The sequence below is a fragment of the Pantoea sp. 1B4 genome (assembly GCF_016925765.1).
GTDB lineage: Bacteria > Pseudomonadota > Gammaproteobacteria > Enterobacterales > Enterobacteriaceae > Pantoea > Pantoea agglomerans.
The window spans coordinates 825,836-838,308 of the sequence record NZ_JAEUWZ010000001.1 but is presented as its reverse complement, the minus strand read 5'-3'; the positions used below and the strand labels follow the sequence as shown (position 1 = coordinate 838,308).

Sequence of the window (12,473 nt, the reverse complement as noted above, 5' to 3'; positions counted from 1 at the left end):
AGGGAAGAAAGAATTACAGCGCCTTGATAGTGCCTTTAGGCAGCACGGCGGCGACGAAATCACGTTTAATGACGACTTCATTGGTGTCATTCAGCGCGATAGCTACGTAGCCCGTGTCAGAGACTTTTGTTACGCGGCCTACAAGGCCACCGCTGGTCAGCACTTCATCACCCTTAGAGATAGAATCCATCAGCTTCTTGTGCTCTTTCGCACGTTTCTGCTGCGGACGCAGGATCATGAAATAGAAAATCAGACCAAACACCACCAGCATGATCACCAGAGAATACGGACTTCCCTGAGACGGTGCGCCTGCTGCGGCCACGGCGTCAGAAATGAAAAAGCTCATTAAATTTCCCTCATTGATGAATTATCAGACGTTAAAGGCGGAACTTCTTTGCCCGTCCGTTGGTAGAACTCGTTTACAAAGCGCTCTAATTTACCCTCTTCGATGGCCTGGCGTAAACCTGCCATCAGGCGCTGGTAATAGCGCAAATTGTGGATAGTGTTCAGACGCGCGCCCAGTATTTCGTTACAACGGTCGAGATGATACAAGTAGGCACGACTATAATTGCGACAGGTGTAACAATCACACTCCGCATCCAGTGGCGCAGTGTCATCTTTGTATCTGGCGTTGCGGATTTTCACCACACCCTCAGTCACAAACAGATGACCATTTCGGGCATTACGGGTCGGCATCACGCAGTCAAACATATCGACGCCGCGACGGACGCCCTCGACCAGATCTTCTGGCTTGCCGACACCCATCAGATAACGCGGTTTATCCTGCGGAAGCTGCGGACAGACGTGCTCAAGAATACGGTGCATGTCCTGCTTAGGCTCACCCACCGCCAGGCCGCCCACAGCGTACCCATCAAAGCCAATCTCTACCAGACCTTTCACCGAGACATCTCGTAAATCTTCGTAAACCGAGCCCTGAATAATGCCAAATAACGCATTTTTATTGCCCAGGCTGTCAAAACGGTCACGACTGCGTTGCGCCCAGCGCAGCGACATCTCCATCGAGCGTTTGGCGTAGTCCCAGTCCGCCGGATAGGGCGTACATTCATCGAAAATCATCACGATGTCGGAACCGAGGTCATACTGAATCTCCATCGATTTTTCCGGATCGAGGAAGATCGGGTCGCCGTTGATCGGGTTACGGAAATGCACGCCCGCTTCGGTGATTTTACGGATGTCGCCCAGGCTGAAGACCTGGAAGCCGCCGGAGTCGGTCAGGATCGGCCCTTTCCACTGCATAAAGTCATGCAGATCGCCATGCAGTTTCATGATCTCCTGGCCCGGACGCAGCCAGAGGTGGAAGGTATTGCCCAGAATGATCTGCGCGCCGGTCTCCTGCACTTCTTCCGGCGTCATGCCTTTAACGGTGCCATAGGTGCCAACAGGCATAAACGCAGGGGTTTCCACCACACCGCGATCAAAAATCAGACGGCCACGGCGTGCGCGCCCGTCTGTGGTATCAAGTTCAAATTTCACAAAGCCTCCATCGGAGAAACAGTCCGATGCAGATAACCTTCAGTCGCTCTCAGTCGATTCCGGCTATCGGTTAATAAATCAGTCGCCCACTTTTTCCAGCGGCGCCTGCGGATTTTTGCTGATAAACATCGCGTCGCCATAACTGAAGAAACGATATTGCTCAGCCACGGCTGCGCGGTACGCGGCCATGGTGTGCTGATAACCGGCAAACGCCGAGACCAGCATAATCAGAGTCGATTCGGGCAGATGGAAGTTGGTGATCAGCGCATCGATCACCTGATACTCATAGCCCGGATAGATAAAAATCTGGGTATCGTCGAAGAACGGCGCAATCAGGGCATCCTGACTCGCTTTGGCGGCGCTCTCCAGCGAACGGACAGAGGTGGTGCCGACAGCGACTACTTTATTGCCGCGTGCTTTACAGGCCAGCACCGCATCAACAACCTCCTGCGGCACTTCGGCATATTCAGCATGCATGTGATGCTCTTCGATGGTGTCGACGCGCACCGGCTGGAAGGTTCCCGCACCGACATGCAGCGTCACAAACGCCATCTCAATGCCCTTCTCTTTCAGCGCCTGCAGCAGCGGTTCATCAAAATGCAGACCGGCTGTCGGTGCCGCAACGGCACCCGGACGGGCGCTGTAAACCGTCTGATACAACTCGCGATCCGCCTCTTCATCCGGACGGTCGATATAAGGCGGCAGAGGCATATGGCCGACGCTGTTGAGGATGTCGAGCACCGCGCGCTCATCATCAAACACAATCTCAAACAGCGCATCGTGACGCGCCACCATCGTCGCTTTCACGCTCTCATCTTCGCCCAGCAGCAGTTCTGCTCCCGGCTTCGGCGCTTTCGAGGCGCGCACATGGGCCAGCACACGCTTGTCGTCGAGCATCCGCTCCACCAGCATCTCGATTTTGCCGCCACTGGCTTTGCGGCCAAAGACGCGCGCCGGAATCACACGGGTGTTGTTGAACACCAGCAGATCGCCCGGATTCAGTTTATCCAGCACGTCGGTGAACACACCGTGCGACAGCGTCCCGCTGGGGCCATCGAGCGACAGCAGACGACAGCCGCTGCGCTGCGCCTGGGGATAGTGAGCAATCAGGGATTCAGGCAGTTCAAAAGCAAAATCGGCGACACGCATGAAAGAGTTCTTTCTCAGGCAAAAACAGGCGGCACAGTTTAGCGGAAAATCGACCAATTCTGAACAACTGGCTGCGCAAAGGCAGTTCAGCCTATAATGCGGCATGAACTTTCTTGCTCATCTCCATCTGGCTAAGCTGGCCGACAGCTCCTTACTCGGCAATTTAATGGCCGATTTTGTGCGTGGCAACCCGCACCAGCACTGGTCTGCGCCCGTCGCGGACGGCATTCTGATGCACCGTCGTCTCGATGTGATGACCGATGCGCTGCCGGAAGTGCGCAGCGCCCGTCAGCTATTCCGTGCCGAAACCTATCGCGTGGCACCCATTACGCTGGACGTCATCTGGGACCATTTTCTGGCCCGGCACTGGCAGCACTTCACGCCCGGCCAGACCCTGGTGCACTTTTCTGCCGCCGCCGAGCGCGAGATCATGCCGCAACTGACAGACACCCCCATCGAGTTTCAGGAACTCAACGCGGTGATGTGGCGCGAGCGCTGGTTTGAGCATTATGCCCAGCCCGCGCGGCTGGAGCGGGTGCTGCACGGCATGGCCAGCCGCCGTCCACGCCTGGCGGCCCTGCGCGACTCCTACCACGATTTCACGCAACACTATGATCAGCTGGAAGCGCTGTTTTTTGTTTTTTATCCGCGTTTAATGGCGCTGGCGACCAGCAGAACCCTGTAAAACACGATCCTCTGCTGCCGGGCTGGCGGACGCCAGCTTTCGTCCGCCGGGAAAGCGCCTAACCCGACCCCCGCATCATCTTGCCATTGCTGCCTATCTGCGGCTTAATGAAGCCTTTCTTAACAATAGTTAAGTAAATATCACAGCCAGACCGCCTGTTCAGGCGTGCCTTCCGTTCGTTTTGACCAAAAGACATAAGAGGAAAAGATGTCATCCGCTTCGCATTCTGAAATTGACGCGCGTTACCGTTACGCCTGCGACATCGCCCGTGCGGCGGCCAGCCGGGCTTATTCGTGGTATCAGCAGCGTCAGACACTGGTGGTGGAACACAAAAGGGATTTGCAGGACGTGGTCAGCGAGGCTGATCGTAACGTTGAGGCATTGATTAAGACATTAATCGCTGAGCGCTTTCCTGACGATGCTGTCTATGGCGAAGAGAGCGGCGGTGAGGTTCAGGGCGCGCCCTTTATCTGGGTGGTCGATCCCATCGACGGCACCGCCTGCTTCGTCAACGGCCTGCCTAACTGGTGCGTCTCGCTGGCGGTGGTCTGTGACGGCGAACCAGTGATCGGCGTGGTCTGCGATCCCAATCATCAGGAGCTGTTTCACGCACGAGCAGGTCAGGGTGCGTGGGTTAATGAGAGCCGTTTGCAGGTTCATAGCGCGACGCATCTCAACGAGGGTTTGCTCGGCATCAGCAACTCCAGTCGCACCCCTGCCGAAAGCGTCTCGCGCCTGATTAGCGGCTTAACTGAACAGGGTGGCATGTTTATCCGCATCGGTTCTGGCGCGCTGACCAGCGCCTGGGCGGCCGCCGGGCGACTGATTGGCTACTATGAAGCGCATATGCATCCCTGGGATAGTCTGCCGGGCATCGTCCTGATGCGCGAAGCGGGCGGCGTTACTAATGATTATCTGCGCAACGAAGGACTCAAAAACGGCAACCCGGTGTTGCTGGCCAATGCGACTCTTTATCCAAAAATCAAAGCGCTGACCGATAATCGCGCGCTGGAGGAGTAAATGACGCTGCCAGGCCTGTACCGCTGCGCGCTGATCCTCTGTTCTCTCTGGCTGTTAAGTCCGGTGTCACAGGCGGCGGATTACCAGCTGGAGAAAGTGGTCGAACTGAGCCGTCACGGTGTCCGTCCGCCCACCCCCGGCAATCGTAAAGAGATTGAAGCCGCCAGCCAGCAACCCTGGACGCAGTGGACCACCGCCGATGGTGAGCTGACCGGTCATGGCTACAGCGCGGTGGTCAATAAAGGACGCTGGCAAGGCGAGCACTATCGCCAGCTCGGCCTGCTGGGCGCGGGCTGTCCTGATGCGGCACAGGTCTACGTGCGCGCCAGTCCGCTGCAGCGCACCCGTGCCACGGCCACAGCGCTGACTGACGGGGCCTTTCCCGGCTGCGGCGTGCCGGTGCATCACGTAGCGGGCGAAGTCGATCCCCTGTTTCAGAGTGAAAAGCTGACGATCACCCAGAGCGATCCTGCTCAGGAGCTGGCGGCTAAGCAGCAGAAAGCGGGCGATCTGGCGCGGCTGCAACAGCAGTTGCAACCCGCCATTCAGCAGCTGAAAGCCGCCGTCTGCCCGCCCGCGACTGACTGCCCCCTCTTTGATGCGCCCTGGTCGTTCCGGCAAACCCGTAACGGCAACACATACGTTTACGGGCTGAGTGTGATGGCAAGCATGGTGGAGACGCTGCGACTGGGCTACAGCGAAAACCTGCCGTTGGACCAGCTCGCCTGGGGACACATCACCTCGGCCGCGCAGATCACCACGCTGCTGCCGCTGCTGACCGCAAACTACGATCTCAGCAACGACGTGCTCTATCAGGCACAGCGCCGTGGCTCAATATTGCTCAACGCCCTGCTGGAGGCGATTGCTTCCGATAGCGCGCCGGGCCGCTGGCTGATTCTGGTGGCACATGACACCAATATTGCGATGGTGCGCACCCTGATGGGCTTTAGCTGGCAGTTGCCAGGCTATTCACGCGGCAACATTCCACCGGGCAGTAGTCTGGTGCTGGAGCGCTGGCGCGACACCCACAGCGGCGAACGTTTTTTGCGGCTCTATTTCCAGGCGCAGAGTCTGGATGGGATTCGTCAGCTGCAACCGATTGATGATAAACATCCGTTATTACGTCAGGAGTGGCATCAGCATGACTGCAGAATCACCGATGTCGGCCTGCTCTGCCCTTATCAATCCACGCTGACTCAGCTACGAAAAAAGCTGGATAACAGCGCTGTGCTGCCGGTTTCGGTTATATTGCCCTGAGTCTGTGGCTAATCAAATTCAGGCCGCAGCATCAACGCGGCCTGAATAATGTTAACCGCTGTTAATTAACGCCATTCCGACCTTTTCTTATTTAAATCGCCTGACTATCAGCGCCACTCGTTTTGTTTTACGATAGACCCGTCAATCATCCCTTTATTAACTATTTTCCTGTAATTCTTGAGTATTTCGGCGACTGGTTTCGCCGTTTTTTATTTCTCTCTTTCTGTCTTCTCCCCCCTGTGCCCATGTACCCACACGCGCTCTCGCCTGAAGCTACATACCCGGCCTGGAAAATAGTAAGGTTGAATTTAATTGCCTCCTTAAAATCAACCTGTTAATCCCTTACCTGCTGATTACGGGAGTCAGGAACACTTCGGCGCAGAATACTGAATTCCGCGGCACTGTCCTGATATATCGATCGATTCCCCAGATACCACATAATAAATTCATTATTGTTTTTTACTCCTATTTTCCTCATCACCCTTCTTTTGTAATAACTAACGGACTTCTCAGTCAGCCCTAACCATTCGGCTATCTGCTTCAGGGTCATGCCGGTCATAAAGAACCAGGTGACAGCGACTTCATTCTCAGTAAATGACATGCAGCGTTGGGTATTATCCATAAACGTCACAGTTCCTCCATTGCTTAAAACGGATTAATAATGTTGTAAAAGCTGTAAACAGCGTTATTCTGCCAGTCTGGAACCAGCGTATATAAGGTGAAAACTAATTCAGGTTTTTAGTGAAAACGGCCTCTTTTCCGACGTCATCGACCAGCGTGTATTCAACGGTCATTTTTTTATTTTTTATTACTTCAGGCAAACTAAAACCTTTATTGTCATAAGGAGCAATCATTCTGTCCATGCCCAGTTTTAGTGACTGCTCTCCAGCCAATGACGTAACTTTTAATGAAACAGGCGTCACAAAATAGGGCGTAGGATTACTCAGCTCGAGTGAATGACCGTTGTCGGCAATGCGGACGTTTATAGCGCCGCCAATACTGTTAATGTCCATACTGCTATTGAAAGGCCGATAGGTAATTCTCAGCTGGGTGTTTAATCCGACTTCTATTTTATTGGCCGTTTTCTCCTGCTGAGAAGATTTGACACCCGGAATTTCATAGAGATTTATCCAGAATACGGACTCACGATCACGGGGTAAATCAAGTATTTTTTCCGTCGGCAGTATCTTAAGGTTCAGAATTTTACCCGGTGTCATCCTGGCGACTGCTGGAATAATAGCAAAAGGGTAATTTTTTTCTTTATTAATATCGCCGGCGCTTCCATCATCAACCCAGCTCTGAAGTAACACCGGCGCCTGACTGTCGTTGTTGACGATGAGCAGGCGCCTGCCGCTGTCCTTGCTGCTGAACAGCACCCTGTCCTGCAACGGCATAATCGTGGCATGGAGTTCCGCCGCATTAAACAGAAAAATAAAACTCACCCAATATAAAAAATATCTCATCACCAGTACCTCACAATAATATGCGCCGTCGCATCTATTTTCCCAGGCGTGACAGGTTTTGCGGGGTCAACGATGCCATAGAATGCGAAATACTGAGACGTGATATCTACCTGAGTGGGGGTATTTTGAGAACGCGAGATTTCCCCATCCAGAAGAGAAAACCAGCCTTTTGTATAATCATTAGTGTATGCGTTGGTTATAAATCCGACCGTCTTACCGGCAACAGACACACCTATGCCGACGTTTGACGCATATCCATCCTGTCCATAATTATCCGATAACGCATAACGTGACCACAAAACGTTGTTCCCGGACATAGGATGATCAGTGCTGAATGCGACCGAAATTTTATCAGGTCCAACACCTGCATTCCGGTTGATAAAGCCATTAACGAGCGCCCCACCGCACCGATAGGTTACAGTAAAGTCCTTACCTATTGTTTCAAAATCAGACTTCAACACAGTGACAGTGACTGGCGGTAAAATGACAGGATTTGTATAGCTGTAGACGCGACATCCCCAGGGCGTTTGCACGAACGTGTTTGCCGTAGAGTATTGCATCCCAAAGCCAATCCAGTTCCAGTTACTGAACCCGTCCCAGTTCGTGTTACTGTCAGCACCTGGGATAGTGATATTTTTTTTGTCGTTCCAGCCCGGCCCGACAAAAACCGTATAGCCGTTGGGCTGGGGACAGGTATATGCAATACCGCTGGCGGAATCATCCGCAGGGCCATTACATCCCCAATGCGCAACCGGATCGCCTCCTCTCATTGTGGATGGTAAGCGGTAAATTTCTGCCGTCACACCGCTGAAGTCACGGGCATAAAAGTTGAGCTTGTTACCCTCCCGGTGCCCTTCAATTGGTGAATGCTGCCAGTACCTTGAGAACACCTTACCGTCACTGTCACGAATCAGTTTGATGCCGATAAAAGGAAAATAGGTCTGATAGACGCCCTCTCCCGCGCTGATATTGCCCCCCACGTTACTGTCGCCGTTAGTGGCAAAATACTCATAGGTCTGTCCCTGATCGGCAAGATCACAGGTGTATAACAGCTGGTTCTCCCCTTCAGGCAAGGATTGAGCCTGCCCTACCGTGGCCGTAGTGGAGCCAATCAGTCCAGTTGGCATAAACTCCGCGGGCTGAAGTTTTATTGAACCAAAAATCAGAGGCACACCGCCTTTACTGTCATCGCCCTGTCTGGCTTTATAGACAGGCTGGCATGTGGCGAAGGCTGACGATGTAAAAAACGCCACGATCGGCAGGGAAAAAATGACTGCATACTTTTTCATGCATAAGGCCTTATTGACAGACTGCGGTAATATAATTCAGCGCTTTCGTGGACTGAGTATCTACAGGCGTATAACGGATGGTGCACTGTTCATCGGGCGCGCTGCCCCACCGGGCGGTCAGTGTCTGACGGTTTTCCAGCCGCAGATAGGTATTACCGGCCTGGCTTACCGTTGCAACGTTATTTCCACCGGAATCGAAAATATCTGACCCCAGGGGGGACATAGCTGCCATTCGCCCGCCTGAGCTGCATCATGACCGGTATGCCCTGGCGCGTTTTGAAGACCACCCGGTTGACGGAACCCGCGTATGGCGTCACAACGTGCTGGCTGTCAATAATATCGACATCCGCGGATGCCCCTTCCGGCGCATCAAGGTTGATGTTGTTACGTCTGTAAGGCATCAGCGAAGGAACGATTGCATAACCTGAACTGTCGATTTTAATGTTCTGGCCATTGAGTACCGTGGCGCCCTCTGCCCCTTTTGCTTCCACAATGGCAAACGTGTTACTCACGGTATGCCCCAGTGTGATCCCGCCACTGTGCAACGCGATGGCACCGCTCATCGAACCGGATGCCTGCCAGTTTCCCGGAGATTTTGAGACCGTTCCACTCACGTTGGCTTTGGGCAGAATGGTCGCCAGATTCAGACCCGAACTGTTTCCTGAGCGGTCGCGACTGTAATTCACACCCCACTGGGTCGTGTTGTCTTTACCTGCGCTGCCGGACAGCGAGGTCTGGTAGCTGTGTTCACTATTACTATTGATGTATGACGCAGACAGGGTTGTATTACGGGTATCACGCCCGATAGGCACAGAAAAATTCAGCGCAAACTGGGTGTCTTTGTAATATTCCTTGTGCCGTTTTTCGTCAGGTACTCCCCATCTCTGCGCGTCAGAAATCCGGGTGCGGTACTGTCTGGAAATACTGAAATCCATGTGAATGCCGTAAGGCAATGCCGTGTTGTATCCCACCTGATAAGAGGTGTCTTTGTTTCGTCCGTCATAGTAATTTTGCGATGAGCCGGAAACGTAAATGCTGCCCAGTGAACCTAGCGGTTGGCTGACATTGAGCTGAAGACGGTTTTTTTGCATGTACGTTCCCCCCTCCACCGACGACAGCGGGGTGTCCGAGTTGTTCAGGGCAACGATATCCTGAAGATCCCGGTAGCCACGGGTGGAATACCGGTAGCCGGCAAAACTGATGGTGGTGCCAACCGGACCCAGCGTTTTACTGTACTCGGTATTCACCATCCACCCCTGCGTGGCGCTGCCATTTCTGAGTCGCGCATTGGACCAGGTTGCAGAAGAACCGAATGCACCGAGTGACGAAGAATAGATGGCCCCACCGCTGGCCGCCTGATAACCACTGCCGATACGTAACCCGCTGTTTGCCGTTACCGCATTAGAAACGCCATACTTGACGGAAAGCTCGGTAAACTGGTTGTCACGGCTGTAATCATTGATCTCGCCGGCTGAAAAGCTATAGTCCAGGCGTCCGGGGCGGACGGAACCCGGTAGTGTAGAGTAAGGTACTGAATACTCAGTGAGGCTTCCGTCACTTTCCGTCACCCTGACATTGAGGTCTCCACCGTAGAAAGCCGGTGCCAGGTCATCAATTCTGAAGTTACCCGGTGGAACAGTCGTCTCATAGATTTTGTATTTTTTTTGAAAGACTTCGACTTTCGCATTGGTTCTCGCTGTACCTCTCACCGTCGGCGCATACTGAACCATGGAAGGGGGTAACACGCGGTTATCGGTCCTGAGACTTACACCGGTAAAACCGAGCCCGCTGAATGCATCAGAGCCCGAACTGAGCTGGCCTAGCAGCAGCTCACTTCGCAGTGACGGCAAGCCCCGACTGGCGTACAGGCGTGAGGAGTGCCATCTGGACCCAAAACGGTTACGGTTGAAATTCCCCTGCTGCCGGAACTGCCACTTTCCTGCGTTAAAGCCGCTGCTAAGTCCAACATACGTCGAACTCACTCCGCCTGTATGGGTGCTATGTGACTCATACTGGTTGACCGTGTAATTCGAAAATAAGGCGGTACTGCCTGCCTCAAACTCACTTGAGGGAATATAATCATCCGGACGGTATACCAGCAGAGACTGAGGCACAGTAATGTTTACCCGCAGAGAAGAAAGGTCGGGCGAAGTCTTTACCTCCGGCAGAACAGCTTCAAGCGCGTATTTTCTGTCATTAACCAGGGCTTCTGGCTTCTTTTTAAGAGGTAAACTGTTGATAAACTCACCTGTAAATAACGGCGTCAGCGACTTACCTTTCCGTTCAAAAGTCAGCGACTTTTTTGAAAATAATTTATTGTTTATGTAAACTGAAACGTCATATTCACCGGGGTTATAAAATGTGTCTTCTCCTGACAATGCGGAAATATCGCTCAGGCCGCCCGCACTGAGCATGGCGGGGCTGAATTCATATTCTTCCGCATAAATAGAAAACGAGCAGAGAGAAATAAGCAGGTAATAAATTCTGATTTTCATTTTCGTAACAACATCACATCATTTATCTTTAATCAGGAAATTTACTGGCGTGCCATAATCATTGATCATCACCGCATTAAGCGGACCACTAAGACGATCGCCCTTGAGGACTGCGGAATAATCGTCACCCGGCAATAGCGTCAATTTTTCTGCCAGGATCCGCTTTCCATTGCTGATATCTCTGATGGATAGAATATTCGGCGATTTGTTGCTGATCACTAAAGCTCCTCCCTGCAATCGGTATGAAACTTTATTTTCATCTTTCGAAGAAAAAGCATTGACTGCAGCCGGTCTGTAAATAACTTTCAGCCGACTCCGGATGATGATATTCAGCCGGTCATCGTCATTTTCATTTTTCCTGACGCCCGGAATCTGAGTAAAGTCCAGATAAAAGAGCGACTCTCTATTCTGAGGCAACTCACTGGATAACAGTTTAACTTTTACCGTCTGCCCCCCTTTCTCTTTAATTTTAAAAACAGGCGGCACGGCAACAAAATCTGGTTTGTCTTTATTATCCGATTCAACCTGAACAATAAACGGATTGTCACTGGTGTTATCAAACATAATGGTCTTCTCAAGCGTACCCGCCATCACAATACGCGAAGCATTCATGACTACCGCAGCCTGAGTTACGCCACTGATTAATAAAAAAGAAAACTGAAATTATTTTCAGATAAGTCACAAGTTTCATAATTTATTCCAGCCCCGCGAAAACGCGGGGCGCAGTTTTTAAAGATAACTGATAGCGTACTGAACGGTCGCTTCAACCTTACCGGCGGTTGCAGCCCCACCGGTAGCAATATACCGAGCGGTATACTGTGCTTCTCCGCTGGTTTCATTCGGATTGAGCGAGAATGCCTTAGCAGTTGCTTCGCCTGATTTTAAATCAATGACATTATTGTCAGGGTCCAGTAACTGAATCGCGACGTTACTTGCCGGAGAGTCAGTTGCAATATTTTTCAGGTTACCGGAAGCATCAACATTGGATGATGCAAAATGAATTTTAATGTCCTGAGCCGCTGTTTTAGGATCCGTACATCCTGTCAGCTTCATGCTGAAATTTGTGGGTGTAGACGTATTCCCCGTCGCGGAAAGATCGCTGACCTTTGCCGTCTGCAGCAAGATAACAGGTGCAGCTGAAGTTGAATCGTTGACGCTGACGTTACACGTCTGGGCAGAAACTTCACCTTTGAAGCGGATACTGTTTTCCTGTGCTGCATATACACTGCTGGCCGATAATGCGGTCAGGGCAACGAACCCGGTCAATAAAGTTTTTTTAAACATTCCAGTACTCCTTGAAATTTTTTTCTGTTAATAGACATGCTGACTGATGCCTGAGTAAATAAACCAGGAGAGAGAAAATCCAACATGGTTAATACTGTCAGGGCACTTAAATTCATAGACACAATTAAGCCAGCGAAAGCATCTTACGAGCGAAGTGAGATAAACACACCTTTGAATTTCTCTAATCTTGTTTAAATTTATATGAATTTTATATTCAATATTATATTCATAAAAAACAATGAGTTACTTGCAGTACCCACATAAAAAATCATGCAAAACATAAAAATAAATTTGCAATAAAAAAGATGTGATATACTTATTTAAACTGATCTGATTA

Annotated in this window: 13 protein-coding genes; 3 read left to right on the top strand and 10 right to left on the bottom strand. The window is 51.6% G+C overall.

Going from position 1 to position 12,473, the window contains the following annotated elements:
• Positions 1 to 13: 13 nt before the first annotated feature.
• The 3 genes from yajC to queA all read right to left on the bottom strand — a co-directional run bounded on the left by yajC (position 14) and on the right by queA (position 2,643).
• Positions 14 to 346, bottom strand: a complete 333-nt coding sequence (yajC, locus tag JNO11_RS03885; protein WP_010255353.1) for a preprotein translocase subunit YajC — start codon at positions 344 to 346, stop codon at positions 14 to 16.
• Complete coding sequence (gene tgt, locus JNO11_RS03880) at positions 346 to 1,494, bottom strand: tRNA guanosine(34) transglycosylase Tgt (RefSeq protein WP_010255351.1); 1,149 nt, start codon at positions 1,492 to 1,494, stop codon at positions 346 to 348. The genes yajC and tgt overlap by 1 nt, the downstream gene beginning before the upstream one ends.
• Positions 1,495 to 1,572: 78 nt before the next feature.
• Positions 1,573 to 2,643, bottom strand: coding sequence for a tRNA preQ1(34) S-adenosylmethionine ribosyltransferase-isomerase QueA (gene queA, locus JNO11_RS03875; RefSeq protein ID WP_010671194.1), 1,071 nt, complete (start codon positions 2,641 to 2,643; stop codon positions 1,573 to 1,575).
• Positions 2,644 to 2,746: 103 nt separating this feature from the next.
• Between queA and JNO11_RS03870 the strand changes: the two genes are divergently transcribed.
• The 3 genes from JNO11_RS03870 (at position 2,747) to JNO11_RS03860 (ending at position 5,605) form a co-directional block, all read left to right on the top strand.
• Positions 2,747 to 3,328 (top strand): ACP phosphodiesterase, encoded by a 582-nt coding sequence (locus JNO11_RS03870; RefSeq protein WP_064689916.1) that lies wholly within the window; start codon positions 2,747 to 2,749, stop codon positions 3,326 to 3,328.
• Between the two features lie 207 nt (positions 3,329 to 3,535).
• On the top strand, positions 3,536 to 4,348 hold the full coding sequence (locus JNO11_RS03865; RefSeq protein WP_064689915.1) for an inositol monophosphatase: 813 nt from the start codon (positions 3,536 to 3,538) through the stop codon (positions 4,346 to 4,348).
• The gene (locus JNO11_RS03860) at positions 4,349 to 5,605 is read left to right on the top strand and encodes a histidine-type phosphatase (RefSeq protein WP_060679580.1); all 1,257 of its coding nucleotides are present in this window, start codon (positions 4,349 to 4,351) and stop codon (positions 5,603 to 5,605) included.
• A 334-nt stretch (positions 5,606 to 5,939) separates the two neighbouring features.
• Here the strand turns inward: JNO11_RS03860 and JNO11_RS03855 are convergent, their stop codons facing one another.
• The 7 genes from JNO11_RS03855 to JNO11_RS03825 all read right to left on the bottom strand — a co-directional run bounded on the left by JNO11_RS03855 (position 5,940) and on the right by JNO11_RS03825 (position 12,136).
• Positions 5,940 to 6,227 carry a helix-turn-helix transcriptional regulator gene (locus tag JNO11_RS03855; protein WP_010255342.1) on the bottom strand — a complete coding sequence of 96 codons (288 nt, stop codon included), beginning with the start codon at positions 6,225 to 6,227 and terminating at the stop codon, positions 5,940 to 5,942.
• Positions 6,228 to 6,330: 103 nt separating this feature from the next.
• Complete coding sequence (locus JNO11_RS03850) at positions 6,331 to 7,068, bottom strand: molecular chaperone (protein WP_010255341.1); 738 nt, start codon at positions 7,066 to 7,068, stop codon at positions 6,331 to 6,333.
• Positions 7,068 to 8,357, bottom strand: a complete 1,290-nt coding sequence (locus JNO11_RS03845) for a fimbrial protein (protein WP_325176946.1) — start codon at positions 8,355 to 8,357, stop codon at positions 7,068 to 7,070. The genes JNO11_RS03850 and JNO11_RS03845 overlap by 1 nt, the downstream gene beginning before the upstream one ends.
• A gap of 10 nt (positions 8,358 to 8,367) precedes the next feature.
• Complete coding sequence (locus tag JNO11_RS03840; RefSeq protein WP_325176945.1) at positions 8,368 to 8,580, bottom strand: FimD/PapC C-terminal domain-containing protein; 213 nt, start codon at positions 8,578 to 8,580, stop codon at positions 8,368 to 8,370.
• Complete coding sequence (locus JNO11_RS03835) at positions 8,537 to 10,852, bottom strand: fimbrial biogenesis outer membrane usher protein (protein ID WP_325176944.1); 2,316 nt, start codon at positions 10,850 to 10,852, stop codon at positions 8,537 to 8,539. Before JNO11_RS03835 ends, JNO11_RS03840 begins: the two co-directional genes overlap by 44 nt.
• Positions 10,853 to 10,870: 18 nt before the next feature.
• Positions 10,871 to 11,464, bottom strand: coding sequence for a molecular chaperone (locus tag JNO11_RS03830; protein WP_325176943.1), 594 nt, complete (start codon positions 11,462 to 11,464; stop codon positions 10,871 to 10,873).
• Between the two features lie 117 nt (positions 11,465 to 11,581).
• Entirely contained in the window at positions 11,582 to 12,136 is a 555-nt protein-coding gene (locus tag JNO11_RS03825) for a fimbrial protein (RefSeq protein WP_033766625.1), read from the bottom strand.
• Between the last annotated feature and the right edge of the window lie 337 nt (positions 12,137 to 12,473).

Coding starts and splice junctions, on each gene's coding strand:
- JNO11_RS03855 (WP_010255342.1), bottom strand. CDS start 6,227: ATGGATAATACCCAACGCTGCATGTCATTTACTGAGAATGAAGTCGCT.
- JNO11_RS03860 (WP_060679580.1), top strand. CDS start 4,349: ATGACGCTGCCAGGCCTGTACCGCTGCGCGCTGATCCTCTGTTCTCTC.
- JNO11_RS03850 (WP_010255341.1), bottom strand. CDS start 7,068: ATGAGATATTTTTTATATTGGGTGAGTTTTATTTTTCTGTTTAATGCG.
- queA (WP_010671194.1), bottom strand. CDS start 2,643: ATGCGTGTCGCCGATTTTGCTTTTGAACTGCCTGAATCCCTGATTGCT.
- JNO11_RS03840 (WP_325176945.1), bottom strand. CDS start 8,580: ATGTCCCCCCTGGGGTCAGATATTTTCGATTCCGGTGGAAATAACGTT.
- JNO11_RS03835 (WP_325176944.1), bottom strand. CDS start 10,852: ATGAAAATCAGAATTTATTACCTGCTTATTTCTCTCTGCTCGTTTTCT.
- JNO11_RS03825 (WP_033766625.1), bottom strand. CDS start 12,136: ATGTTTAAAAAAACTTTATTGACCGGGTTCGTTGCCCTGACCGCATTA.
- JNO11_RS03865 (WP_064689915.1), top strand. CDS start 3,536: ATGTCATCCGCTTCGCATTCTGAAATTGACGCGCGTTACCGTTACGCC.
- JNO11_RS03870 (WP_064689916.1), top strand. CDS start 2,747: ATGAACTTTCTTGCTCATCTCCATCTGGCTAAGCTGGCCGACAGCTCC.
- yajC (WP_010255353.1), bottom strand. CDS start 346: ATGAGCTTTTTCATTTCTGACGCCGTGGCCGCAGCAGGCGCACCGTCT.
- JNO11_RS03845 (WP_325176946.1), bottom strand. CDS start 8,357: ATGAAAAAGTATGCAGTCATTTTTTCCCTGCCGATCGTGGCGTTTTTT.
- JNO11_RS03830 (WP_325176943.1), bottom strand. CDS start 11,464: ATGAATGCTTCGCGTATTGTGATGGCGGGTACGCTTGAGAAGACCATT.